Raw genomic sequence first — 23929 nt, 5'->3', positions numbered from 1 at the left:
CCCGTCCCCCGCCCGCGCCCTGGAGGCCCCCGCATGTCCGAGCCCGTCGAGTTCGCCGTCTGGGCGCCGCTGCCCGAGCGGGTCCGCCTCCAGGTGGGCGGCGAGGTGCACGACATGCAGCGGGACGACGCCGGCTGGTGGCGCGCCGCGGTCGCCGCCGACGCCGAGGCCGACTACGGCTTCCTGCTCGACGACACCGAGACCCCCCGCCCGGACCCGCGCTCGCGCCGGCAGCCCGAGGGCGTGCACGGGCTCTCCCGCCGGTTCGACCCGTCGGCGTACCGCTGGGGCGACCGCGCCTGGACCGGCCGGCCGCTGGCCGGCGGGGTGGTCTACGAGCTGCACATCGGCACCTTCACCGCCGAGGGCACGCTGGACGCCGCGGTCGACCGGCTCGACCACCTGACCGACCTGGGCGTCGACTTCGTCGAGCTGCTGCCGGTCAACGCCTTCAACGGCACGCACAACTGGGGCTACGACGGCGTCGCCTGGTACGCCGTGCAGGAGACCTACGGCGGCCCGGCCGCCTACCAGCGGTTCGTCGACGCCTGCCACCAGCGCGGCCTCGGCGTCATCCAGGACGTCGTCTACAACCACCTGGGCCCCTCGGGCAACTACCTGCCCGAGTTCTTCCCGGTCTTCGCCGAGGGCGGGGCCAACACCTGGGGCAACTCGGTGAACCTGTCCGGCCCGGACTCCGACGAGGTGCGTCGCTACATCATCGACAACGCGCTGATGTGGCTGCGCGACATGCACGTCGACGGGCTGCGGCTGGACGCCGTCCACGCCCTCGTCGACGAGCGGGCCACCCACGTGCTCGAGGAGATGGCCGCCGAGGTGGCGAAGCTGTCGGTGGCCGAGGGCCGCCCGCTGACGCTGATCGCGGAGAGCGACCTCAACGACCCGCGCATGGTGACCCCGCGGGTGGCCGGCGGCACCGGGCTGGACGCGCAGTGGAGCGACGACTTCCACCACTCGCTGCACACCCAGCTGACCGGCGAGGGCCAGGGCTACTACGCCGACTTCGCCGCCGCCGGGCTCGGCGGGCTCGCCAAGGTGCTCACCGGCGCCTACTTCCACGCCGGCGACTGGTCCAGCTTCCGCCGCCGGCACCACGGCCGCCCGGTCGACACGGCCGCACTGCCCGGCTGGAAGTTCCTGGGCTACCTGCAGGACCACGACCAGATCGGCAACCGCGCGGTCGGCGACCGCATCTCCGCGACCCTCTCCCCCGGGCTGCTCGGCGTCGGCGCCACCCTGGTGCTCACCAGCCCGTTCACCCCGATGCTCTTCATGGGCGAGGAGTGGGGGGCCTCGACCCCGTGGCAGTTCTTCACCAGCCACCCGGAGCCCGAGCTGGGCAAGGCCACCGCCGAGGGCCGGATCGGCGAGTTCGCCGCGCACGGCTGGGACGCCGCCGTGGTGCCCGACCCGCAGGACCCGGAGACGTTCACCCGCTCCAAGCTCGACTGGTCCGAGGTCTCCCAGGAGCCGCACGCGCACGTGCTCGCCGTGCACAAGGCGCTGATCGCGCTGCGGCGGCGGCACCCGGAGCTGGTCGACCCCGACCTGTCCGCGGTCCAGGTGCACTGGGACGACGCCGACCGGTGGCTGGTCGTGCACCGCGGCTCGCTGCGGGTCGTCGCCAACCTCTCCGACCAGCCCCGCGAGGTCGACCTGGACGCACCCGCCACCCACGTGCTGTTCGCCAGCGGGGAGCTCCCCGACCTGGACGGCACGCAGGTGACGGTGCCGGCGGAGAGCGCCGTCGTCCTGGCCACCCACTGAGCGTGCCGCCACTCCCCGCCGACCCGGCCGGCCTGGCCGACGCCTACCGCGTCGCGCCGGGCCGGCACCTGCGGGTCAACTTCATCGCCTCGCTGGACGGCGCGGTCAGCGTCGAGGGCCGCAGTGGTGGGCTGGGCTCGGACGGCGACCGGCGGGTGTTCCGGGTGCTGCGGGCGCTGTCCGACGTCGTCCTGGTCGGCGCCGGGACGGCCGCGGCCGAGGGCTACCGCCCGGTGCTGCCCGACTCCGCGGTGGGCCGGCTGCGCGGTGAGCTCGGCCGGCCGGCGACGATGCCGGTCGCGGTGGTCTCCCGGCGGGCGTCGCTCGCCCCCGACGACCAGCTGGTCACCGACGCGGTCACCCCGACCCTGCTGGTGACCTGCGCGTCCGCCGGGCCCGAGCGGCGCGCGGCGCTGGCCGCCGCCGGGGTGCAGGTGCTGGTGTGCGGCGACGACGAGGTCGACCTGCCGGCCGCGCTGGACGCCCTCGCCGACCGCGGTCTCGAGCAGGTCCTCTGCGAGGGCGGCCCGGCGCTGTTCTCCGCGGCGCTGGCGGCGGGGGTGGTCGACGAGCTGGACCTGTCGCTCGCCCCGCAGCTGGTCGGTGGCGGCCCCGGCCTGCTGCCCGCCGCCCTGGGGACCCCGCTGCGGGCCGAGCTGCGGCAGGCCCTGGACGAGGACGGCGTGCTGTTCACCCGGTACGCCCTCGACCGGACCGGCGGCGGCCGGGCGGGTCAGTAGCTGAACGTCGTCGCCGGCTCGTCGCCGATCCAGCGCCACATCGGCACCGTGCCGCCCAGCTCGGCGTTGTCCACCAGCCCGGCGTCCCCGAGCTCCCGGGCCTGCACGCAGATGGGGCAGACCAGCAGCCGGCCGCCCGCCGCCCGGTAGCGCTCGACCAGCGAGGGCAACGACGGGCAGCCGGCGCAGGCCACCCCCACCGCGACCCCCGGCACCGCCAGCCGGACCGCCTCCTTGGTCAGGAACACCAGCGTGGGCCGGCCCTCCTCCGCGGCCGCGGTGGCGACCAGGAACGCCACCGTGACCTTCTCGGTGTCCTCCAGCCCGGTCGTCAGGCTGATCACTGCCTTGCCCGCCATGGCGGTCCCCTCTCCTCGATCCGGCGTGAGGCGCTGAGAGTCCCGCTCGTCGACGCCGCGCACCGCTACCGTTTCTGTAGCGCCGGCCGGCCCGGCTGCACGCCTCGGGGAGAGGTGGGACGCGGTGAAGCGGTACGGGCAGTACTGCCCGGTGGCCCGGGCGGCCGAGGTGCTCGCCGAGCGCTGGACGCTGCTGGTGGTGCGCGAGCTCCTCTGGGGCAACGAGCGGTTCACCGACATCGCCCGCGGGGTGCCCCGCATGTCGCCCTCCCTGCTGTCGGCCCGGCTGCGCGAGCTCCAGCGGGTCGGCCTGGTCGAGCGTCACCTGCACGAGGGTGAGCCGCGCTACCGGCTCACCGCGGCGGGCACCGAGCTGCGTCCGCTGCTGGAGGGCATGGGCGCCTGGGGGCAGCGCTGGATGCAGCGACTGCACCCGGAGGAGTTCGACCCGACGCTGCTGATGCTCGACATCGCCCGCACGGTCGACCCCACCCACCTGCCCTCCCGGGCGGTGACCGTCGAGGTGCTGCTGCCCACCGCTCCCGCCCGGCAGCGCCACTGGTGGCTCGTCCTCTCCGCCGCCGGGGTGGACGCCTGCGACGTCGACCCCGGGCACCCGGTGAGCGTCTGGCTGGACACCGACGCGGAGACGCTGACCCGGATCTGGCTCGGTGAGCTGCCCTGGGCGCAGGCGCGGGAGGACGGCGTGCTGCGGCTGCACGGCGACGCGGCGGCCGTGCGGGCGCTGCCCGGGTGGCTCGGGGTCAGCCCGTTCGCCGCCGTGCCCCGGGCGGCTGAGTCGCTGAGCCGCTGACCGCTCCGCGGCGCAGCGCGGTCACCGTGCGCGCCGCCGCCGGGCTGCTTGACTACCGCCATGGACCTGCCCGTGAACCCCCCGGTCAAGCCGATGCTCGCCAAGCCCGCCGCGGCGCTGCCCACCGGCGAGGGCTGGTTCTACGAGCCGAAGTGGGACGGGTTCCGCTGCATCGTCTTCCGGGACGGCGACGAGGTGGAGCTGGGCAGCCGCAACGAGCGCCCGCTGACCCGCTACTTCCCCGACGTGGTCGAGGCGGTGAAGGCGCACCTGCCCGAGCGGTGCGTGGTCGACGGGGAGATCGTCGTCCCGCGTGGTGACCGGCTGGACTTCGAGTCCCTGCTGCAGCGGATCCACCCGGCGGCCTCCCGGGTGGCCAAGCTGGCCGCCGAGACGCCGGCGTCCTTCGTCGCGTTCGACCTGCTGGCCCTCGGCGACGAGCCGCTGATGGAGACCCCCTACGCCGACCGCCAGGCCCGGCTGCGGGAGGCGCTGGCCGGGGTGCAGGCGCCGGTGTACGTCTCCACCGTCACCTCCGACGCGGCGGTGGGGCGTCGCTGGTTCGACGAGTTCGAGGGCGCCGGCCTGGACGGCGTGATCGCCAAGCGCGGTGACCAGCCCTACGCCCCCGACCAGCGGCTGATGACCAAGGTCAAGCACGTCCGGACGGCGGACTGCGTGGTCGCCGGGTTCCGCTGGCACAAGAGCGGCCCGATCGTCGGGTCACTGCTGCTGGGCCTCTACGACGACGCCGGCGACCTGCAGCACATCGGCGTCGCGGCGTCCTTCACCATGAAGCGCCGCGCCGAGCTGGTCGAGGAACTCGCCCCCTACCGGGCCGAGGCGCTGGACGGCCACCCGTGGCAGGACTGGGCCAACGCCCAGACCGACACCGACGGCGAGCACCGGATGCCGGGGGCGACCAGCCGCTGGAACGCCGGCAAGGACCTGTCCTGGGTGCCGCTGCGCCCCGAGCTGGTGGTGGAGATCAAGTACGACCAGCTGGAGGGCAGCCGGCTGCGGCACACCGGCCAGTTCCTGCGCTGGCGCACCGACCGGGACGCGCGGTCGTGCACCTACGAACAGCTCGAGGTGCCGGTGCGGTACGACCTGGCCGAGGTGCTCGGCGGGTGAGTTCCCGGCGGGCTGAGCACTTCGTCACGCCCGCTCCGGCTGACGCGCACAGCTGCGCCTCCTACTCTTGGTGATCATGACCGCGCACCGCCGCCTGGCCACCACCGCAGGGTCCCTGCTCGCCCTCACCCTCGCCGTGAGCGGCTGCACCTCCTCCGGCGACTCCGACGAGGCGGCCAGCAGCTCGGCCCCGGCGACCACGGCGGCGCCGGAGGCCCAGCCGATCGACTGGACCGACTGCGACGCCGACATCGACCAGATCATCGCCGGCCGCCCCGGCTCGGAGCGCGACCTCGCGTTCTCCTGCGGGACGACGACGGTGCCGGTCAGCTACGACGACCCCGACGGCGGCACCCTGCAGCTCTTCCTGGTGCGGGCCACGCTCGCCGGGCAGACCGGCCGGATCGGCTCCCTGCTGGTCAACCCCGGCGGCCCGGGCCAGTCGGCCACCGACGCCGCCATCCAGTCGGCACTGACCCTCCCCACCGACGTGGTCAACCGGTTCGACATCGTCGGGGTCGACCCGCGCGGCGTCGGGCTGTCCACGCCGGTCGAGTGCATCTCCGACGCCGACAAGGACGAGCTGTTCGCCGCCGACCCGCGCGCCACCGACGCCGCGGCGCTGGACGCCGCGTTCGCCCGGGTCGACGACATCGCCGCCGGGTGCGCCGAGGAGTACGACGAGGCGCTGGGCGCCTTCAGCACCGTCGACAGCGCCCGCGACATGGACCTCGTGCGGCAGTCGCTGGGCGACGAGCAGCTGAACTACCTGGGCTACTCCTACGGCACCACGCTCGGCTCGACCTACGCCGAGCTGTTCCCCGAGCAGGTCCGGGCGATGGTCCTCGACGGCGCGGTCGACCCCGACGCCACCCGGCAGGAGTTCGCGGAGGCCCAGGCCCAGGGCTTCGAGGCCGCCTTCGACGCCTTCGCCGCCAACTGCACCGCGCTCATCGGTGGTTGCCCGGTCGGGCCGGACCCGCGGGCGTTCGTCAACGACCTGCTCACCCAGACCGCCGCCGCGCCGATCGCCAGCTCCCGGCCCGGGGAGACCCGGCAGGCGACGCCGGGGCTGGTCCTCAACGGCATCCGCTCGGCGCTGTACCAGCCCAGCGCCTGGCCGCAGCTGGCGCAGTCGCTGGCGGCCGCTCGCAACGGCGACGCCGCCGGCATCCTCACCCTCGCCGACACCTACACCGGTCGCAACGACGACGGCACCTACAGCAACGTCGTGGACGCCAACGTGACGATCACCTGCGCCGACACCGAGGAGGAGATCAGCACCGACCAGGTGCGCGAGCTGGTCACCACCTGGGGCGCGACGTACCCGCTGTTCGGCGCCGACGCCGCACTGGGCCTCTACACCTGCCCGGCCTGGGACGCCCCGCGCACCCCGCTGCCCGAGCGGGACGCCGCCGGCAGCGCCCCGATCCTGGTCGTCGGCACGCAGGGCGACCCGGTCACCCCGCTGCCCGGTGCGGTCGACATGGCCGAGGACCTGGAGAACGCGGTGCTGCTGACCTGGCAGGGCAGCGGGCACACCGCCTACCCGAAGAACGACTGCGTCACCGCGGCCGTGAACGCCTACCTGATCGACCTCGTCGTCCCCCAGGACGGGGTGACCTGCCCGGCCTGACCTTGCGCTGCTGACCGGCAGGCCCGAGGCTGGCCCGCCAGAGCAGGCGCGCGGCCGCGCGCCCCGACCGGACGGAGCCCGATGGCCAGCAGCAAGGACGCCGTCGTCCTGGAGCTCGACGGCCACGAGGTGCGGGTGAGCAACCCGGAGAAGCCGTACTTCGGCGACCTGGGCATCCGCAAGATCGACGTCGTCGAGTACTTCGTCGCCGTCGGCGAGGGCATCCTGTTCGCCCTGCGCGACCGCCCGACCACGCTGGAGCGCTGGCCGGGCGGCGTCTTCGAGGGCGCCCGGCTGTCCACCCGGGTGGACAACACCGGAGACGCCTTCTACCAGAAGCGGGTGCCCAAGAACGCCCCCGACTGGGTGCCGACCGCGCACATCACCTTCCCCAGCGGCCGGACGGCGGACGAGATCGCCCCGGACTCGGTCGCCGTCGTCGCCTGGTGCGCCAACCTCGGGACGCTGACCTTCCACCCGTGGCCGGTGTCCCGGGGCGACGTGGAGTCCCCCGACCAGATCCGGATCGACCTCGACCCGCAGCCGGGCACCGACTTCTCCGACGCCGTCTGGGTGGCCCCGCACGTGCGCGAGCTGCTGCACGAGCTCGGCATGGAGGGCTGGCCGAAGACCTCCGGCGGCCGGGGCGTGCACGTCTACGTGCCGATCCAGCCGCGCTGGACCTTCCCCGAGGTGCGCCGCGCGGTGATCGCCTTCGGCCGGGAGCTGGAACGGCGCATCCCCGACCGGGTCACGATGAACTGGTGGAAGGAGGAGCGCGGCGAGAAGATCTTCATCGACTACAACCAGATGGCCCGGGACCGCACGATCGCCAGCGCCTACTCGATCCGCCCGAAGCCGCACGCGCCGGTGAGCGCCCCGGTCGACTGGGACGAGCTGCCCGACGTCTCGCCGTTCGACTTCGACGTCCGCACGATGCCGGCGCGGTTCCGCGAGGTGGGTGACAAGCACGCCGGGCTGGCCGACCACGCCTTCGGCATCGAGCCGCTGATCGAGCTCGCCGACCGGCAGGAACGCGACCTCGGGCTCGGTGAGATGCCCTATCCCCCCGACTACCCCAAGATGCCCGGCGAGCCGATGCGCGTACAGCCCAGCCGCGCGAAGAAGGCCCCGGCGAGCTGAGCCGGCGGGGCGCTCACCCGTCGGGGTGACGCCGGGCCGCACAGCCGGTGCCCAGGCTCGGGTGGCGGGCACCACCTGTCGTTGAGGAACCGTTCGACGGGGTCCACGACAGGCGGAGGAGCAGGGTCATGCGGGTCGCGCTCTTGGTGTACGGCGCGCTGTACGTCGTCATCGAGATCGTCGGGCACCAGCTGGGGCAGGTCAGCTGGCCCGAGATCACCCCGCTGGACGTCGCCACCGCGCTGGCCGACGCGTTCCTGACCGTCGCAGTACTGGTCGCGGTGCTGGTGGCGAGCGACGTCCTGGGCCACCGCTGGCGCAGGCACCTGCAGGCCGTCCGGCTGGAACAGGCCCGGCAGGCCACCGAGGAGTGGGCCGCGCCCGCGCCGATCACCGTGTCGTCGTGGCGCACGGAGTCCCGGCGCCGGGAGCCGCTCGCGCTGCCTGCCGCGCGGCTCGCCGGACTCCCCACCGGGCACCCCTATGCGGCCGACGCCCACGCCGGGCGGCCCTGGCCCGGGGACGCCGAGGAACCACCCGGGCGACTGCTCTGAGCGGCTCGCGCGCCCGTGCCGACGCTCCGGGACGACTGTTCCGCCCCTTCGAGCCGAAGCCGATCGGGCACACCCGGCGATCTTCTGGGGCCCGAGTGCCCCACGAACGGCTCCGAGCCGCTAGGGTTCACCACGTCGGGAAGGCCCTGCGCTCTGGCAGGACCCCGACGCACGACCTCAGCTAGGAGCGAGCAATGCCCGAAGGAACAGTGAAGTGGTTCAACGCGGAGAAGGGGTTCGGCTTCGCCACCCCCGACGGCGGCGGCCCGGACGTCTTCGTCCACTACTCGGCCATCCAGACCAGCGGGTACCGCTCGCTCGATGAGGGCCAGCGCATCTCGTTCGACATCGAGCAGGGCCAGAAGGGCCCGCAGGCGGCGAACGTCAACCCGGTCTGATCTCCGGACCGAGGTGCTGAACGCAGCCCTCTGAACCACCGACAGTGCCCCCGCCCGGGATACCGGACGGGGGCACTGTCGCGTCCGGCCCCGGCCGTCAGCGAGCGCGCGGGACGTAGCCGCCGATCAGCGCGGACATCAGCAGCGCACCGTCGTCCGGGCCGACGGCGACCGCGGCGTCGGCGAACGCCCGCCACCGGTCCCGTTCGACGTCGGTCATCGCACCGGCGGCCCGCGCCTGGGCCTGCTCGACCAGTCGCTCCCACTCGCTCTGCGGGGTGGGCCACAGCCCGGTCAGCCGGCGGGCCTCCCCCGACACGGCGGTGAACCGGACGATCTCACCGGCGTGGTTGGTCAGCGCCTCGGCGTAACCCGCGGTGACCAGGGCGTTGGCCGCCGAGACCACCTGCGGCTTGGGCAGACCGCTGGCCGGCACCACCGCCCCGAGGTAGGGCGCGCTGCCGTGCGGCGGCTCGTCGATCAGCCGGACGATGGCCCGCAGGACGGGCAGGTCTCGGGTGAACCAGGTGTCGGCCAGGGGCTGCGGGGTGCTCATGGGTCCTCTCGGCGGACGGCGGCACCACCGGACGCGGTGCCGCGACCACGGTACGAGCCCCTCACCGGCACCGGGCACCCGCACGCCCCCCACCCGACACGCCGGGTCACCGGGGAGTTCTTAGCAGCGCGTAGTTCGTTACCGGATGTTCATCAGTGGTCGCTCAGGGCACTGACAGGATCGGGGGGTCCGACCGCCCCTGACCGGTCAGCGCCCGACCGTCCGAGGAGTCCCGCGTGTCCCTCTCCAGATACTCTCGCTCCGCCGTCCTCGGCCTGACCGTCGGGGCCCTGGCCGCCGGCGGCCTGGTCGTGGCGGCGCCCGCGCAGGCCGCCCCCGGCGACGCGCGGATCACCGAGATCCACTACGACAACGACGGCACCGACAGCGGTGAGGCGATCGAGGTCGCCGCGCCCGCCGGCACCGACCTCGTGGGCATGCAGGTCGTGCTCTACAACGGCAGCAACGGCAGCGCCTACAACACCCGGACGATCACCGCGGCCGACGTCACCACCCAGGCCGACGGCACCCCGGTCGCGGTGCTGGCCTACCCGGCCAACGGCATCCAGAACGGTGCACCGGACGGCGTCGCCCTGATCGCGGGCGACGGCACGGTGGTCGAGTTCCTCAGCTACGAGGGCACCATGACCGCCGCCGGCGGCCCCGCGGCCGGCGTCGCCTCCACCGACATCGGTGTCGTCGAGACCGGCACGGAGCCGGCCGGCCAGTCGCTCCAGCGAGTGGACGAGGGCTCCTGGTCCGGTCCGGCCGCCAGCACCTTCGGTGCCACCGACCTCTTCACCGCTCCCGGCGGCGAGCCGACCCCCGAGCCCGAGCCGACCCCCGAGCCCGAGCCCACGCCTGAGCCCACGGGCACCGCCCAGCTCACCGAGATCCACTACGACAACGCCGGCACCGACACCGGCGAGGCGATCGAGGTGACCGCCGACGGGCCGATCGCGGCCGGGGCCTACACCGTCGTGCTCTACAACGGCAGCAACGGCGCCACGTACGACACCGACCCGGTGCCGGCCAGCGAGTCCGGCATCTCCGTGGTCACCTACCCGTCCAACGGCGTGCAGAACGGCTCGCCCGACGCCTTCGCCCTGGTGGACGCCGACGGCGCGGTCGTGGAGTTCTGGAGCTACGAGGGCACGCTGACCGCCACGAACGGTCCGGCGGCCGGTACGACGAGCACCGACATCGGCGTGGCCGAGGCCGGCACCGAGGACGCCGGGCAGTCGCTGCAGCGCACCCCCGGTGAGGACACCTGGTTCGGCCCGGCGGCCAGCACCTTCGGTGCAGCCAACGTCCCGGGCGCCGGCGGCGGCACCCCCGGCGGCGGCGAGCTGCCGGCCGGCGAGGCCTGCGACGCCACCGTGGTGCCGATCGGCTCGGTCCAGGGCCCCGGGGACGCCAGCCCGGTGCAGGGACAGACGGTGACCGTGCGCGGCACCGTCGTCGCCGACCTGCAGGACGGCGGGCTGGACGGCGTGCACGTGCAGGACGCCGGCGACGGCGATGCCCGCACCTCCGACGGCGTCTTCGTCTACGGCGAGCAGCTGCCGTCGCTCGACCTGGGCGACACGGTGACCGTCACCGGCACCGTCTCGGAGTTCTACGAGGCCACCCAGATCACGGCGACGGCGGTGACCGACTGCGGCCCCGGCGAGCTGCCGGCGGCGACCCCGCTGCCGCTGCCGTCGACCGATGCCCAGCGCGAGGCGCTGGAGAGCATGCTCGTCGAGCCCGCCGACGACCTGACCGTCACCGAGGTCTACGACCTGAACCGGTACGGCGAGGTCGTGCTGGCCGCCGGTGGCCGGCTCATCTCCCCCACCGAGGCGGCCGAGCCCGGCCCGGCCTCGGCCGCGGTGGCGGAGAGCAACGAGGCCCGGTCGGTGATCGTCGACGACGGCCGCTCGACCAGCTTCGGCTCGACCGGTGAGGCCCCGCCGTACCTGACCGCCGACGACCCGGTGCGGGTCGGCGACGGCGCGCTCATCGACCAGCCTGTGGTGCTCAGCTACGGCTTCGACGAGTGGCGGCTGCAGCCCTCCGACGGCACCGCCGAGGGGACGAGCTTCCCCGAGCGCAACCCGCGGACGGCGGCTCCCGAGGATGTCCTGGGCGACCTGCGCATCGCCGACTTCAACGTGCTGAACTACTTCATCCGCACGCCTGACGAGGTCGGCGGCGGCGTGCTCGAGCCCCGCGGGGCCACCAGCGAGTCGGAGTTCCAGCAGCAGGAGGCCAAGATCGTCGCGGCCATGGCGGCGATGGACGCGGACGTCTTCACGCTGCACGAGATCGAGAACTCGGCGCTGTACTCCACCAACGAGTACGAGGCGGTGGAGACGCTGATCGCCGCGCTCGAGGAGGTCGACGGCCACGACTGGGACCACGTGCGGGCCCGGGAGGACACCGACGCCATCACCAACGCGATCATCTTCCGCACCGACCGGGTCACCCCGGTCGGTGCCCCGATGACCCCGACCGGTGACGAGGCCGCCGCCGTCTTCGCCAACGCACGGACGCCGATCGCGCAGACGTTCGACTTCCAGGGCGAGGTCTTCTCGGTCATCGCCAACCACCTCAAGTCCAAGGGCAGCGGCTGCGGCGCCGGCAGCGACGACACGTCGGTCGGTGGGCAGGGCAACTGCAACGGCGACCGGGTCCGCCAGGCCGAGGTGCTGGTCGACTTCGCCGGCGAGGTCGCTGCGACCAGCGGGGACGACGACGTGCTGCTGACCGGCGACTTCAACTCCTACCGCAACGAGGACCCGCTGGACGTCCTCCGCGCGGCCGGCTACCAGGAGGTCCGCGAGGACGGCGAGTACAGCTACGTCTTCGACGGTGCCGCGGGCTCGCTCGACCACGTCTTCGCGACCCCGTCGCTGTTCCCGAAGATCACCGGGCACGACATCTGGGAGATCAACGCCGAGGAGTCCTTCGCCTACCAGTACGCCGGGTACGAGCCGTTCTTCTCCCCCGACCCGTACCGGTCCAGCGACCACAACCCGACCGTGATCGGCATCACCCCCGCCGAGGCCGACGTGCCGGCCCAGGCGACGATCAGCGACCCGCGGCCCTACCGCGGCGAGCGGGTCACCGTGACCGGCACCGGGTTCGAGCCGGGTGAGCGGGTGACGGCCTCGCTGCCCTCGCGCAACCGCGGACAGCTGGGCAGCGCGGTGGCCGACTCCGAGGGCACCGTCACCATCCGGTTCACCGTGCCGGTGCTGCTGCCGGCCGGTGACCAGGAGGTGCTGTTGCGCGGCACCTCGGGCGAGACGGCCAGCACCGGGTTCGAGCTCCGTTCGGTGCTGCAGGAGCTGCTGGACCGGCTGATCGGCTGGTGGCACCGCGGCTGACCCCACGCCGGGCAGTCCGGCGGTGACACCGCGCTGACCAGGCACGACGACCCCGTCGCCCACTCGGGCGACGGGGTCGTCCCCGTCTCCGGCACGGGTGGCGCAGCCGCCGTACGGTGGGTGCATGACCACATCCGCCCACCAGCCCCAGGTCGTCAAGAGCGACGAGGAGTGGCGCGCCCAGCTCTCCCCGGAGGAGTACGCCGTGCTCCGCCAGGCGGGCACCGAGCGGCCGTGGACCGGCGAGTACGTCGACACCAAGGCGGTCGGCACCTACTCGTGCCGGGCCTGCGGCGCCGAGCTCTTCCGCTCCGAGACCAAGTTCGACTCGCACTGCGGCTGGCCGTCGTTCTACGAGCCCTCGGCCAAGGACAACGTCGTGCTCCGTGACGACACCACGCACGGCATGCTCCGCACCGAGGTGCTCTGCGGCAGCTGCCACAGCCACCTGGGCCACGTCTTCGCCGACGCCCCCCAGACCCCCACCGGCGACCGCTACTGCATCAACTCCGTCAGCATCACGCTGGACTCCCCCCAGAGCTGACAGCCCAGCAGGCACGCGAACGGCGCGCTCCCCCACCGGGGAACGCGCCGTTCGTCATGCCGGGCACGACTACGGACCCGCTGCTGCGTCGCGCCAGCGACCCCGCAGGATCCGGCGCGGGCCTTCTGCATCGCCGGGCACGGGTACGGACCCGCCGCTCCGTCGCGCCAGCGACCCCGTCGGCTCCGTCGCGGGCCCGGAGGGTCCCGACGGGGACGGCGGTCAGCGGCTCCGCGATCCCGGCGCGGGCCCGCAGGGTCCCGCCGGGACCGCGGCCAACGGCTCAACGCCGGTCGGGCACGGCTCCTGGCCGCGGTGGCGTCCGGAGGACGCCCATCATCAGGGCAACCCGGCGACGAGCTCGGCGACCTGCTTGCGGGTGCCGGTGTAGAACGGCACCTCCTCGCGCACGTGCCGGCGGGCGCGGCTGGCCCGCAGGTCGCGCATCAGGTCGACGATGCGGTGCAGCTCGTCGGCCTCGAAGGCGAGCATCCACTCGTAGTCGCCCAGGCCGAAGGAGGAGACGGTGTTGGCCCGCACGTCGGGGTAGGGCCGGGCCTGCATGCCGTGCTCCTTGAGCATGTCCCGCCGCTCCTCCTCGGGCAGCAGGTACCACTCGTAGGAGCGCACGAAGGGGTAGACGCAGACGAAGCGGCGCGGCTCCTCCTCGGCGAGGAACGCCGGGATGTGGCTGCGGTTGAACTCGGCGGGGCGGTGCAGCGCCATCTGCGACCACACCGGCTCCAGGTGCCGGCCCAGCGCGGTGCGGCGGAACCGGCCGTAGGCCTCCTGCAGCGCCTCGGGGGTCTCGGCGTGCCACCAGATCATCAGGTCGGCGTCGGCGCGCAGCCCGGCCACGTCGTAGACCCCGCGGACGACGACGTCCTTGCCGGCGAGCTCCTCGAACAGCGCGGTGACCTCGTCGGCGGCCGCGGCCCGCTGGTCGTCGCCGAGCGGGCGGGCGAGCTTGAACACCGACCACATCGTGTAGCGGATCCGGGCGTTCAGCTCGTTCGCCCGCTTGCCGATGCTGCGCTCTTCGGTCTGCTCGCTCATGACCTCATTGTCGCTCGCCGCCGGCGGCACCCGTCAGGGACGTCGGTCCGCCGCCGGCGTGACGCCGCGCACGTGCGGCCGGCTCAGCCCAGGGCGGCGACGGCCCGGCGGGCGTCCCGGATGCAGGCCGGGACGCCGACCCCGCCGTAGGCCGCGCCGGCGACGGCGAGGCCGGGGACGGCGGCCACCGCCGACCGCACCGCGGCGACCCGCTGCGGGTGGCCGACCAGGTACTGCGGCAGCCCGTCGACCCAGCGCACCAGTTCGGTCTGCAGCGGCTCCGGGCGCTCCAGCTGCAGCAGCTCGGCGACGTCGGCGACCACCGCGGCGGTGAGCTCGTCGTCGCCGCGCTGCAGGGCGGCGTCGTCACCGAACCGGCCGACCGAGGACCGGACCCGCAGCGCGCCGTCCAGGTGAGGCCACTTGGACGAGGAGACGGTGACGCCCTTGACCAGCCGGCCGGTGACCGGCGGCACCAGCAGCCCCGAGCCGGCGGCGACCGGCTGCTCGGGGAAGGCCATCGCGACCACCGCCATCGAGGCGTACGGGATCCCCTGCAGGGGCTCGACCGCGTCGGAGGCGACGTCGGCGAGCAGCTCGGCGGTGGGCCCGGCGGGCGTGGCCAGGACGACGGCGTCCGCGGTCAGGGTCGCCCCGCCGTCGACGTCCAGCTCGAACCCGGCGGCGGTGCGGCGCAGCGACGTGACCCGGGTGCGCAGCCGGACGTCGGCGCCGGAGGCCTGCACGAGGGCGGCCGGCAGGGAGCCGATGCCCTCGCGCACCGTGACGAACACCGGGCCGTCGACGTCACCGCGGCTGCGGGCGCCGGCGTCGCGGGCGGCGAGGGCGGCACCGAGCAGCGTCGTCGCCGTGGGCAGCTGAGCGGCGAGCGCGGGCATGGTGGCCGCCAGCGAGAGGTCGTCGGGGCGGCCGGCGTAGACCCCGCCGAGCAGCGGCTCGACGAGCCGGTCGACCACCTCGTCGCCGAGCCGCGCACGGAGCAGGCCGCCCACCGAGACGTCGCCGTCCAGCCGCAGCGGCGGCAGGTCGGCCTCGGCGCGCACCCGCTCGACCCCCGCGGGGGTGAGCACGCCGTCCAGCCCGTCGGCGGACGTCGGCACCCCCTGCAACGTGCCGGCCGGCAGCGGGAACCGGCCCTCGGGCAGCTCGATCGAGGCCTGGGTGGTCCGGGCGGGCACCAGCTGGTCGGCCAGGCCGAGGGCCTCGATCAGCTCGACGGCCTCCGGCACGCGGGCGAGCACGGCCTCGGGGCCGGTGTCGTACCAGCGGCCGGCCAGGTCGACCCGGTCGAGCTTGCCGCCGACCCGGTCGCCGGCCTCGAGCACCACGACCTCACCGTGGGGGTGGGTGCGGCGCCACTCCCAGGCGGCGGTCAGCCCGGTGATCCCGGCGCCGACGACGACCAGCCGGCGGGTGGTCGCCGGGGTGGTGCGGGCCGGGGCGGTCATCGTGCGGTCAGCTCGTGCACCAGCTCCACCACGTGCGTCAGGGCACCGGGGTCGGTGTCGGGCAGGACGCCGTGGCCGAGGTTGAACACGTGCCCGCGGGCCGCGCGGCCCTGCTCGACGACGCGGCGCACCTCGCGGTCGACGGTCTCCCGGTCGGCCAGCAGCACCGCGGGGTCGAGGTTGCCCTGCAGCGAGTACCCGGGGCCGACCCGGCGGGCCGCCTCGTCCAGCGGCACCCGCCAGTCGACGCCGACGACGTCGACGCCGGCGTCCCCGATCAGCGGCAGCAGCTCACCGGTGCCCACGCCGAAGTGGATCTTCGGGACGTCCGGCGCGGCCAGCCCGTCGAAGACGGCGCGCGAGTGCGGCAGCACCCGGGTCGCGTAGTCGGCCGGGGAGAGCACCCCGGCCCAGCTGTCGAACAGCTGGACGGCGCTGACGCCGGCGTCGACCTGCGTCCGCAGGAACGTGGCCGCCGAGACCGCGAGACGCTCCAGCAGGCGCTGCCAGGCGGCCGGCTCGGCGTACATGAAGGCCTTGGTGCGGGCGTGCTCCTTGGAGGGGCCGCCCTCGATCAGGTAGGTGGCCAGGGTGAACGGCGCGCCGGCGAAGCCGATCAGCGGCGTCGCGCCCAGCTCGGCCACCAGCCGGCCGACGGCGGTGGCGAGGAAGTCCAGCCGGTCGGGCTCCAGGGCCGGGAGCGCGTCGACGTCGGCGACACTGCGGATCGGCGAGGCGATCACCGGGCCGATGCCGGGCTTGATCTCGATGTCGACCCCGGCGACCACCAGCGGCAGCACGATGTCGGAGAACAGGATCGCGGCGTCCACCCCGTGCCGGCGGACCGGCTGCAGGGTGATCTCGGTGACCAGGTCGGGGTCCTGGCAGGCCTCGAGCATCGCGGTGCCGGCCCGCAGCGCGCGGTACTCCGGCAGCGAGCGGCCGGCCTGGCGCATGAACCACACCGGCGTGCGCGAGACCGGCAGGCCACGCGCCGCCCGGACGAGATCGGAGTCGGCCGGTCCTGCTGCTGTTCCCACGGACGCCGATCCTCCCAGACGGTGCCGACCGGCGTCGCCGGCGGACGGCGCACGGGCCGGAGGCGGCTCGCCCCGCAGGTCACGGCTGTGCGTCGGCCGGGGAGGGCGGCGCGTCGGGGGGTCCCATCCGGGAGCGGGCGACCTACCCTGCGCTCGTGGCCCAGCAGCGCTCTCGTCTGGACGGTGGCACACCCGTGCCACCGGGGCCACAGCCCGCCGACTTCTCGGCCGCCCTCGCGGCGCTCGCGACCGTGCACCCGCGCCCGGAGATCGTCGTCGAGCACATCCCGGCCCCGCAGCGGCTGGCGCCGTGGTCGCACGCCATCGGCCTGCAGGTCGCTGCGCCCGACGACCCGGAGGAAGAGCTGGCCAGCGGCCGGTTCATCGTGCTCTTCGACCCCGACGGGCACGAGGCGTGGCAGGGCACGACCCGCTGCGTCGGCTTCGTCTCGGCCAGCACCGACTCCGACATGGTCGACGACAGCATGTTCTCCGAGGTGGCCTGGAGCTGGCTGACCGACGCCCTGGCCGACTCCGGTGCGCGGCACCACTCGGTGGGCGGCACGGTCACCCGCACGGCCTCGACCCGCTTCGGCTCCATCGCCGCCCCCGAGCACTCGGTGGACGTGGAGATCCGGGCCTCCTGGACGGCGGAGGGCACCGACCTCGACCGGCACCTGCAGGCCTTCCTCGAGGTGCTGGGCAACGCCGCGGGGCTGCCGCCGGCCGGCATCCGGCTGCTCGGCTCGAACGGGCAGACCGTCGGCACCGACGCCTAGACTCCCCTCCGTACTCCACTCGGCGTAACGCAACTTGCGCCGAGTGCGCGGACACGCCGGGCCCGCGCGCGGGTGATCAGCACCTGGTCACCGCGTTCCGGGCCCGGTCCGACGACAGGAGGGCAGATGCCCCTGGGCCAGCTGTGGTCCGACGGCGTCCTGTTCGGACCGCACGCCAGCGCGCTGGTCGTCGACCCCTCCCCGCTGCTGCGCGAGGCGCTGGCCGGCCGGCTGCGCGCCCTCGGCGCCCGGGAGGTCGAGGAGGCCGCCTCGCTGGAGGAGGCGCGGGTCCGCGCGCACGTCTCCGGCCCGCGGGCGCTGTGCGTGCTCGAGGTCGACCTGCCCGAGGTCGGCCCGGACAGCGCCGGCCGCGGCGGCGACCCTGGTCGCGGACTGGAGCTGCTGCCCACGCTGCGCACCGAGGGCTGGCCGGTGACCGTCGTGCTCACCTCGGTCACCGACCCGGCCGTCGTCCGGGCCGCGTTCCTGGCCGGTGTCCAGGGGTACGTGCTCAAGACCAGCCCGCTGGCCACCCTCACCGAGGGCCTGCGCGCCGCGCTGTCCGGTGAGGTGTTCGGCGACCCCGGCATCGCCAGCAGCCTGGCCCAGGGGCTGACCCAGACGGGGGTGGAGGAAGCTGTCGGTGAGCTGTCCGCCCGCGAGCGGGACATCCTGCGGCTGGTCGCCGACGGGCACACGAACAAGGAGATCGGCGAGAAGGTGGACCTGTCCGCACTGACCGTGAAGAGCCACCTGGCGCGCATCGCGCGCAAGCTGGGCACCGGCGACCGGGCGCACATGGTGGCGCTCGGCATCCGCTCGGGGGTCATCAACTGAGCACCGACCCGGGCGCCGTGCCCTCCGAAAGCACCGCGCAGGCGCCCGTCGACGAGGGGCCGCCCGCGACGCCGCTGCTGGCCCCCCGCGACGGCCTGCCCCCGGTCATCGAGACCTCGACGGCGCTGGTGGCCTACGCCGACGCGCTGGCCGCCGGTTCCGGGCCGGTGGCGGTGGACGCCGAGCGGGCGTCGGGCTACCGCTACGGCCAGAGCGCCTACCTGGTGCAGATCCGCCGCGCCGGCGCCGGCACGGGGTTGATCGACCCGGTGCCGCTGCCGGACCTCTCGCCGGTGCAGCGGGCGATCGGGGACGTCGAGTGGGTGCTGCACGCGGCCAACCAGGACCTCCCCTGCCTGGCCGAGCTGGGCCTGGCGCCGACGAAGCTGTTCGACACCGAACTCGCCGCGCGCCTGGCCGGGTTGCCCCGGGTCGGCCTGGGCGCCGTGGTCGAGTCGCTGCTGGGCCTGTCGCTGCAGAAGGGGCACTCGGCCGCCGACTGGAGCACCCGGCCGCTGCCGGAGGACTGGCTGGTCTACGCGGCGCTCGACGTCGAGGTCCTGGTCCAGGTGCGCGACGAGCTGGCCCGGATCCTCGACGAGCAGGGCAAGACCGAGTGGGCGCGGCAGGAGTTCGAGGCGGTCCTGGCCGCCGGTCCCCCGGCCGCCAAGGTCGACCCCTGGCGCCGGACCTCCGGCATGCACGGGCTGCGCAGCCGCCGGCAGCTGGGCATGCTCCGGTCGCTGTGGCAGGCCCGGGACGACCTGGCCCGGCGCCGGGACATCGCCCCCGGCCGCGTGCTGCCCGACTCGGCGATGGTCTCGGCCGTGCAGGCCGACCCGAAGACCGAGGGTGCGCTGCTGGAGCTGCCGGTCTTCCGCGGCCGCGCCAACCGGAAGCTGGTCGGCACCTGGTTCGGTGCGCTGAACCGGGCCCGGGCGCTGCCGGAGGAGGAGCTCCCGCTGCACAGCCGCCCCGGCGACGGCCCGCCGCCGGTGAACCGCTGGGCCGACCGGGAGCCGGCCGCCGCGGCGCGGCTCAAGGCCGCCCGGGCGGCCCTGGCCCAGGTGTCGGAGCAGTGGTCGGTGCCGGTGGAGAACCTGCTCTCCCCCGACCTGGTGCGTCGTCTGATGTGGTCCCCGCCCACCCCGGCCGACGCCGACTCGGTGGCCGCCGCGCTGCGCGCCGGCGGTGCGCGGGAGTGGCAGGTCGGGCTGACCAGCACGCTGCTGGCCGAGGCGATCGCCGCCGGCTGAGCCTCAGTCCCGCGGGCGCGCCGCCGTCCCGGTCCGGAGGGCCCGGACGGCGGCGCGGGGGTCGTCGGCGAAGAACGCCACCTGCTCGACGGTGAGCTCGGCGCCCTCGTGCCGGACCGTGCTCCCCGGCCGCAGCTGCAGGCGCACGCTGGCCTCCCCCGCCACCGACAGGGTCAGCAGCCCTCCGGTGTGCTCGACGTTGCGCCGGTGCTCCGTCGTGGTCGCCGCGGTGGCGCCGACGACGTCGTCCAGCCGGACGACGGTCTCGCGCAGGTGGCCGAACCGCAGCGTCAGCAGCTCGGGGCCGAGGGTGTGCGGGCACTGCCGGAACGACAACGCGAAGCCGACCAGCCAGAGCAGGCCGTAGCCGGTCAACGCCAGCACGACCCAGCGCACCGTCTGCCACGGCAGGAGCAGGTGGACGACGAGCGCCTCCACCGGCGTCAGGCAGATGACCGTCCAGAGCAGCACGTCCATCCGGGACGCGTAGGTGAGCGGGACGTCCCCCGGCTCCCCCACCCGCCGGCGGCGCACCGCCCAGGCCAGGCTGCGCCACGTGCCCAGCTCCGCGCGGACCAGCAGCGCCAGCGGGCGGGGTGCGGCTGCCTCGATCCCGGCGTGCACCGCCGCAGCCCGCCGGGCGCCGCCGGAGCGGGCAGCCCGGTAGGCCCCGCGGAAGAGCACCCACTCGGCCACGAGCACGACGGCGAAACAGAGCTCCAGGACGACGGCGACCACGACGGCCACGGCGAACGGCAGCACGCCGGCGAGCACCAGCACGACCTCCAGCAGCGGCAGCAGGACCGCCGCCCACGGCACGGCCCGCGCCATGACTCGTCGCGTCGCAGCCACCGGTCCGCCCCTCCCCGCCCCTGGGTGACCGACGGTAGGGGCTGGGCCCGGCGAACGGCCGGTCCCGCGCCGTCTCACCCGGACCGACGAGCCGGCGTGGACCGCTGACTACCAGTCGGTAACTTGATCGGCGCTGCCCTCACCGGGGCGAGCACCGGACTCAACGCGGAGGACTCGTGTCATCTGGAGAGCGACGACCACGCTCGGTGCGTGAGGTCGTCTTCGTCGACGGCGTGCGCACCCCCTTCGGCAAGGCCGGCCCGACCGGCATCTACGCCGAGACCCGCGCCGACGACCTGGTCGTGCGCTGCATCCGCGAGCTGATGCGCCGCAACCCGGCCCTGCCGGCCGACCGGGTCGACGAGGTGGCGATCGCCGCCACCACCCAGATCGGCGACCAGGGGCTGACCATCGGCCGCACCGCCGCACTGCTGGCCGGGCTGCCGAAGAGCGTGCCCGGCTACGCGATCGACCGGATGTGCGCCGGCGCGATGACCGCGGTGACCACGACGGCGTCGGGCATCGCCTTCGGCGCGTACGACGTGGCGATCGCCGGCGGCGTCGAGCACATGGGCCACCACCCGATGGGCGAGGGCGTCGACCCGAACCCGCGGTTCGTCAGCGAGCGGATCGTCGACGGCTCGGCCCTGGTGATGGGCTCGACCGCGGAGAACCTGCACGACCGGTTCCCGCACCTGACCAAGGAGCGGGCCGACGCCTTCGCGCTGGCCAGCCAGCAGAAGTACGCCGCGGCCGTGGCGAACGGGCAGATCGGCCCGGAGCTGGTGCCGGTCGCCACCCGCTCGGCCGAGGCGGGCTGGGGCCTGGCCACCGTCGACGAACCGCCGCGTCCCGGCACCACGCTCGAGGGCCTGTCCACGCTCAAGACGCCGTTCCGCCCGCACGGGCACGTCACCGCCGGCAACGCCGCCGGGCTCAACGACGGGGCCACCGGCTGCCTGCTGGCCGCCGAGGAGGTCGCCGAGGAGCTGGGCCTGCAGGTGGGCATGCGGCTGGTCGGCTTCGGTTTCGCCGGCGTCGAGCCCGAGGTCATGGGCGTGGGGCCGGTCCCCTCGACCGAGAAGGCGCTGGCCCGCACCGGCCTGACCATCGACGACATCGGGCTGTTCGAGCTCAACGAGGCCTTCGCCGTCCAGGTGCTGGCCTTCCTCGACCACTTCGGCATCGCCGACGACGACGAGCGGGTCAACCCCTGGGGCGGTGCGATCGCCGTGGGCCACCCGCTGGCCTCCTCCGGCGTCCGGCTGATGACCCAGCTGTCCCGGCAGTTCGCGCAGCGGCCCGACGTCCGCTACGGCCTGACCGCCATGTGCATCGGCATCGGCATGGGCGGCACCGTGATCTGGGAGAACCCGAACTGGAACGGAGAGTCGGCATGAGCGCCCCCACCGAGGTCGTCACCCGCGCGCTCGTCCGGTACCTGCGGGTGCCCGGGCTGAGCGGCGAGCTCGCCCTGATCACCCTGGACAACGGGCACGACCACACCCGCCCGTCCACCTTCGGGCCCGCCGGGCTCGCCTCGCTGGACGCCGCCCTGGACGAGGTCGCCGGCCACTCCCCCGCCCCGGTGGCGATCGCCGTCACCGGCAAGCCGTTCGTCTTCGCCGTCGGCGCCGACCTCTCCGGGGTCCCGGGGATCACGTCGGCCGCCGAGGCCCGGGAGATCGCCGAGACCGGGCACCGGGTCTTCCGCCGGCTCAAGGACTCGGCTGTCCCGACGTTCGCGTTCGTCAACGGCGCGGCGATGGGCGGCGGCCTCGAGCTCGCGCTGCACTGCCACCACCGCACCATCGCCAGCACCGCCGTCGTCGCCTTCCCGGAGGTGTTCCTGGGCCTGGTCCCCGGCTGGGGCGGCACGCAGCTGCTGCCCGAGCTCATCGGCATCGACGCGGCGGTGTCGGTGATCGTGGAGAACGCGCTGGCGCAGAACAAGGTCACCCCCGGCCCGAAGGCGGCGGAGCTCGGCATCGCCGACGCGGTGTTCGAGCCGGCCGACTTCCTGGAGCGGTCGCTGGAGTGGGCGGCCGGGGTGCTCACCGGCGACGTCGCCGTCCGGCGTCCCGAGGTCGACCGGTCGGCCTGGGACGACGCCATCGCCCGGGCCCGCGGCGTCGTCGCGGCCCGCACCCGCAACGCCTCCCCCGGCGCGCTCCGCGCGGTCGAGCTGCTCGACCTGGCCCGGGCCGGCGACGCCGGCTTCACCGCCGGGACGGCGGCCGAGGACGACGCCCTGACCGAGCTGCTGATGAGCGACGAGCTGCGTGCCGGGCTCTACGCCTTCGACCTGGTCAACCGGCGGGCCAAGCGCCCGGCCGGGGCGCTGGCGCGGGAGGTGACCAAGGTCGGCGTCGTCGGCGCGGGGCTGATGGCCTCCCAGCTGGCGCTGCTGTTCGTGCGCCGGCTCGAGGTGCCCGTCGTGCTCACCGACGTCGACCAGGCACGCGTCGACAAGGGCGTGGGCTACGTGCACGGCGAGCTGGAGAAGCTGGCTGCTCGGCGGCGGCTCTCCCCCGACGCCCTCAACCGGCTGAAGGGGCTGGTCACCGGCTCGCTGGAGAAGACCGCCTTCGCCGACGCCGACCTGGTGATCGAGGCGGTGTTCGAGGAGCTGTCGGTCAAGCAGCAGGTGTTCGCCGAGGTGGAGGCGGTGGTGCGGCCCGAGTGCGTGCTGGCCACCAACACCTCCGCGCTGTCGGTCACCGAGATGGCGTCGCAGCTGCAGCACCCGGAGCGGGTCGTCGGTCTGCACTTCTTCAACCCGGTCGCCGTCCTGCCGCTGCTGGAGGTGGTGCGCGCCGAGCAGACCGACGACGCCACCCTGGCCACGGCCTTCGCCGTGGGCAAGGCGCTGAAGAAGAGCTGTGTGCTGGTCGGCGACGCCCCGGCGTTCGTGGTCAACCGGCTGCTCGCCCGGTTCCTCGGCGAGGTCACCGCCGCCGTCGACGCGGGCACCCCGATCGAGGTCGCCGAGACGGCGCTGGAGCCCCTCGGCCTGCCGATGACGCCGTTCGAGCTGCTCTCGCTGGTCGGCCCGCCCGTGGCGCTGCACGTGGCCGAGCGGATGCACGAGGCGTTCCCCGACCGCTTCGGCGTCGGCGAGGGCCTGCGCCGGATGGTCGAGCTCGGCAAGACCTCGGTGTTCTCCGAACCCGGTGTGGTCGACCCGGACCTGGCCGGGATCGACGGCGGCGACTCCCCGCTCACCGCCGAGGAGCTGCGCTCGCGCGCCGAGCGGGCGCTGGCCGAGGAGATCGGGCTGATGTTGGACGAGGGCGTCGTCCAGGCGGTGCAGGACATCGACCTGGCGATGCTGCTCGGCGCCGGGTGGCCGTTCTGGCTGGGTGGCATCTCGGCGTACCTGGACCGGGCCGGCGTCTCCGAGGCCGTGACCGGTCACCGGTTCCTGCCCCGCGGGGTGGCCTCGCTTCCCGCCTGACGGCGCCCTCAGCGTGGATCAGGTGACTCGAGTTCAGGCGGTGCTTGCAACACCCTGATGGAGGGGTGTGCTGGTGGCGGTCACGCGGGAGAAGGAGCGGGCGTTCTGGCGGGCGGTGGTCTGGGAGGGCGCGTCGACATCGG

Annotated in this window: 21 protein-coding genes; 15 read left to right on the top strand and 6 right to left on the bottom strand. The window is 74.5% G+C overall.

Annotated elements, in window-relative coordinates:
* Positions 1 to 33: 33 nt before the first annotated feature.
* Both treZ and ACJTNH_RS18335 read left to right on the top strand, forming a co-directional pair.
* Positions 34 to 1788: a malto-oligosyltrehalose trehalohydrolase gene (gene treZ, locus ACJTNH_RS18340; protein WP_458178268.1), complete on the top strand. Its 1755-nt coding sequence runs from the start codon at positions 34 to 36 to the stop codon at positions 1786 to 1788.
* A gap of 2 nt (positions 1789 to 1790) precedes the next feature.
* The gene (locus tag ACJTNH_RS18335; protein ID WP_458178266.1) at positions 1791 to 2528 is read left to right on the top strand and encodes a dihydrofolate reductase family protein; all 738 of its coding nucleotides are present in this window, start codon (positions 1791 to 1793) and stop codon (positions 2526 to 2528) included.
* Here the strand turns inward: ACJTNH_RS18335 and ACJTNH_RS18330 are convergent.
* Positions 2522 to 2887 carry a DsrE family protein gene (locus tag ACJTNH_RS18330; RefSeq protein WP_458178264.1) on the bottom strand — a complete coding sequence of 122 codons (366 nt, stop codon included), beginning with the start codon at positions 2885 to 2887 and terminating at the stop codon, positions 2522 to 2524. The two genes, ACJTNH_RS18335 and ACJTNH_RS18330, sit on opposite strands and share 7 nt — an antisense overlap.
* 124 nt (positions 2888 to 3011) lie before the next feature.
* Here ACJTNH_RS18330 and ACJTNH_RS18325 point away from each other — a divergent pair, with 124 nt between their 5' ends.
* The 6 genes from ACJTNH_RS18325 (at position 3012) to ACJTNH_RS18300 (ending at position 8566) form a co-directional block, all read left to right on the top strand.
* The gene (locus ACJTNH_RS18325) at positions 3012 to 3701 is read left to right on the top strand and encodes a winged helix-turn-helix transcriptional regulator (protein WP_458178262.1); all 690 of its coding nucleotides are present in this window, start codon (positions 3012 to 3014) and stop codon (positions 3699 to 3701) included.
* 60 nt (positions 3702 to 3761) lie between these two features.
* Positions 3762 to 4835: an ATP-dependent DNA ligase gene (locus tag ACJTNH_RS18320; protein WP_458178260.1), complete on the top strand. Its 1074-nt coding sequence runs from the start codon at positions 3762 to 3764 to the stop codon at positions 4833 to 4835.
* 76 nt (positions 4836 to 4911) lie between these two features.
* On the top strand, positions 4912 to 6471 hold the full coding sequence (locus tag ACJTNH_RS18315; protein WP_458178258.1) for an alpha/beta fold hydrolase: 1560 nt from the start codon (positions 4912 to 4914) through the stop codon (positions 6469 to 6471).
* 81 nt (positions 6472 to 6552) lie between these two features.
* Positions 6553 to 7614, top strand: coding sequence for a DNA polymerase domain-containing protein (locus ACJTNH_RS18310; RefSeq protein ID WP_458178256.1), 1062 nt, complete (start codon positions 6553 to 6555; stop codon positions 7612 to 7614).
* A 128-nt stretch (positions 7615 to 7742) separates the two neighbouring features.
* Complete coding sequence (locus ACJTNH_RS18305; RefSeq protein WP_458178254.1) at positions 7743 to 8168, top strand: hypothetical protein; 426 nt, start codon at positions 7743 to 7745, stop codon at positions 8166 to 8168.
* 194 nt (positions 8169 to 8362) lie between these two features.
* Positions 8363 to 8566, top strand: coding sequence for a cold-shock protein (locus ACJTNH_RS18300; protein WP_014741881.1), 204 nt, complete (start codon positions 8363 to 8365; stop codon positions 8564 to 8566).
* Between the two features lie 97 nt (positions 8567 to 8663).
* On the opposite strand, the gene ACJTNH_RS18295 is transcribed toward ACJTNH_RS18300, so the two are convergent.
* A complete protein-coding gene (locus tag ACJTNH_RS18295; RefSeq protein ID WP_222196199.1) occupies positions 8664 to 9122 on the bottom strand; it encodes a hypothetical protein in 459 nt (152 codons plus the stop codon).
* A 236-nt stretch (positions 9123 to 9358) separates the two neighbouring features.
* Between ACJTNH_RS18295 and ACJTNH_RS18290 the strand changes: the two genes are divergently transcribed.
* Both ACJTNH_RS18290 and msrB read left to right on the top strand, forming a co-directional pair.
* On the top strand, positions 9359 to 12496 hold the full coding sequence (locus ACJTNH_RS18290; protein WP_458178251.1) for an ExeM/NucH family extracellular endonuclease: 3138 nt from the start codon (positions 9359 to 9361) through the stop codon (positions 12494 to 12496).
* Between the two features lie 124 nt (positions 12497 to 12620).
* Positions 12621 to 13040, top strand: coding sequence for a peptide-methionine (R)-S-oxide reductase MsrB (gene msrB, locus ACJTNH_RS18285; protein WP_458178250.1), 420 nt, complete (start codon positions 12621 to 12623; stop codon positions 13038 to 13040).
* A gap of 339 nt (positions 13041 to 13379) precedes the next feature.
* On the opposite strand, the gene hemQ is transcribed toward msrB, so the two are convergent.
* From hemQ to hemE, 3 genes are all read right to left on the bottom strand, one after another.
* Positions 13380 to 14096, bottom strand: a complete 717-nt coding sequence (hemQ, locus tag ACJTNH_RS18280; protein ID WP_458178249.1) for a hydrogen peroxide-dependent heme synthase — start codon at positions 14094 to 14096, stop codon at positions 13380 to 13382.
* 83 nt (positions 14097 to 14179) lie between these two features.
* A complete protein-coding gene (hemG, locus tag ACJTNH_RS18275; protein WP_458178247.1) occupies positions 14180 to 15565 on the bottom strand; it encodes a protoporphyrinogen oxidase in 1386 nt (461 codons plus the stop codon).
* Positions 15562 to 16605, bottom strand: a complete 1044-nt coding sequence (gene hemE, locus ACJTNH_RS18270) for a uroporphyrinogen decarboxylase (RefSeq protein ID WP_458178245.1) — start codon at positions 16603 to 16605, stop codon at positions 15562 to 15564. Before hemE ends, hemG begins: the two co-directional genes overlap by 4 nt.
* A gap of 155 nt (positions 16606 to 16760) precedes the next feature.
* Between hemE and ACJTNH_RS18265 the strand changes: the two genes are divergently transcribed.
* The 3 genes from ACJTNH_RS18265 to ACJTNH_RS18255 all read left to right on the top strand — a co-directional run bounded on the left by ACJTNH_RS18265 (position 16761) and on the right by ACJTNH_RS18255 (position 19477).
* The gene (locus ACJTNH_RS18265) at positions 16761 to 17384 is read left to right on the top strand and encodes a DUF3000 domain-containing protein (RefSeq protein WP_458178243.1); all 624 of its coding nucleotides are present in this window, start codon (positions 16761 to 16763) and stop codon (positions 17382 to 17384) included.
* Between the two features lie 126 nt (positions 17385 to 17510).
* A complete protein-coding gene (locus ACJTNH_RS18260; protein WP_458178241.1) occupies positions 17511 to 18221 on the top strand; it encodes a LuxR C-terminal-related transcriptional regulator in 711 nt (236 codons plus the stop codon).
* 17 nt (positions 18222 to 18238) lie between these two features.
* Positions 18239 to 19477: an HRDC domain-containing protein gene (locus ACJTNH_RS18255; RefSeq protein ID WP_458178239.1), complete on the top strand. Its 1239-nt coding sequence runs from the start codon at positions 18239 to 18241 to the stop codon at positions 19475 to 19477.
* 3 nt (positions 19478 to 19480) lie between these two features.
* On the opposite strand, the gene ACJTNH_RS18250 is transcribed toward ACJTNH_RS18255, so the two are convergent.
* A complete protein-coding gene (locus ACJTNH_RS18250; protein ID WP_458178237.1) occupies positions 19481 to 20308 on the bottom strand; it encodes a hypothetical protein in 828 nt (275 codons plus the stop codon).
* Between the two features lie 227 nt (positions 20309 to 20535).
* Here ACJTNH_RS18250 and ACJTNH_RS18245 point away from each other — a divergent pair, with 227 nt between their 5' ends.
* Positions 20536 to 21729 (top strand): thiolase family protein, encoded by a 1194-nt coding sequence (locus tag ACJTNH_RS18245; protein WP_458178235.1) that lies wholly within the window; start codon positions 20536 to 20538, stop codon positions 21727 to 21729.
* The gene (locus ACJTNH_RS18240) at positions 21726 to 23786 is read left to right on the top strand and encodes a 3-hydroxyacyl-CoA dehydrogenase NAD-binding domain-containing protein (RefSeq protein WP_458178233.1); all 2061 of its coding nucleotides are present in this window, start codon (positions 21726 to 21728) and stop codon (positions 23784 to 23786) included. Before ACJTNH_RS18245 ends, ACJTNH_RS18240 begins: the two co-directional genes overlap by 4 nt.
* The last annotated feature ends 143 nt before the right edge of the window (positions 23787 to 23929 follow it).

Source organism: Modestobacter lacusdianchii (assembly GCF_054177765.1).
The sequence above is the reverse complement of the archived record's forward strand: the minus strand, read 5'-3'. Positions and strand labels throughout refer to the sequence as shown.